We start from the raw sequence: 904 nt of genomic DNA on the forward strand, positions 1-904 counted from the left end.
TTGAACTGCCCCCACTTTCGACCGGACACTCAGCATAAGCAGGAAGGCTCAAGCACAGGCTTGAGGATAAGCTTATGTCTAACGAGTTTCGACAGGTTGATCTGATGATCGGTGACGTCCGGCGGCGACGCTGGACAACGGAGCGCAAACTGCAGATCATCGAGGAAAGCTATGCCGCCGGGGAGACCGTTTCCTCCGCGGCGCGGCGACATGGAGTTGCGCCAAATCTTCTGTATCGCTGGCGTAGGCTCCTTAGCGAGGGAGGTGCGGTGGCCGTGGATTCTGACGAGCCAGTGATCGGCAATTCCGAGGTGAAGAAGCTGGAAGATCGAGTGCGCGAGCTTGAGCGCATCCTCGGGCGCAAGACGTTGGAGAACGAGATTCTCCGCGAAGCTCTTTCCAAAGCCCACTCAAAAAAACCGATATCGCGGCCGATCTTGTTGCCGAAGGACGGTTCCCGATGAAGACCGTGGCTGACGTCCTTGGCGTATCGAGGTCCAATCTCGTGGAGCGYCTKAAAGGCAAGTCYAAGCSGCGTGGRYCRTATCTCAAARCGGAYGATGCCGARCTGCTGCCTGCCATTCGYARACTYGTGGATGCTCGGCCRACCTAYGGCTATCGGCGGATCGCTGCCCTTCTCAACAGGCAGCGGCGAGCCGCCGATCTGCCCGTCGTCAACCGCAAGCGAGTTCATCGCATCATGGCCAATCACGCTATGATCCTTGAGAAACACACGGCGGTGCGAATAGGCCGTGCCCACGACGGCAAGGTCATGGTGATGCGGTCTAATCTCCGCTGGTGCTCGGACGGGCTTGAGTTCACTTGCTGGAATGGCGAGGTGGTTCGTCTCGCGTTCATTATCGATGCGTTTGACCGGGAAATTATCTCATGGGCAGCCGTCGCC

The 904-nt window shown here is 58.2% G+C and carries 1 pseudogene; it reads left to right on the plus strand.

The features are described from left to right. Nucleotides 1-74: 74 nt before the first annotated feature. Nucleotides 75-904, plus strand: a pseudogene (locus AC1DJO_RS29835) (IS3 family transposase); the annotation flags it as partial.

It is taken from the genome of Rhizobium sp. 05N430 (genome assembly GCF_056396985.1).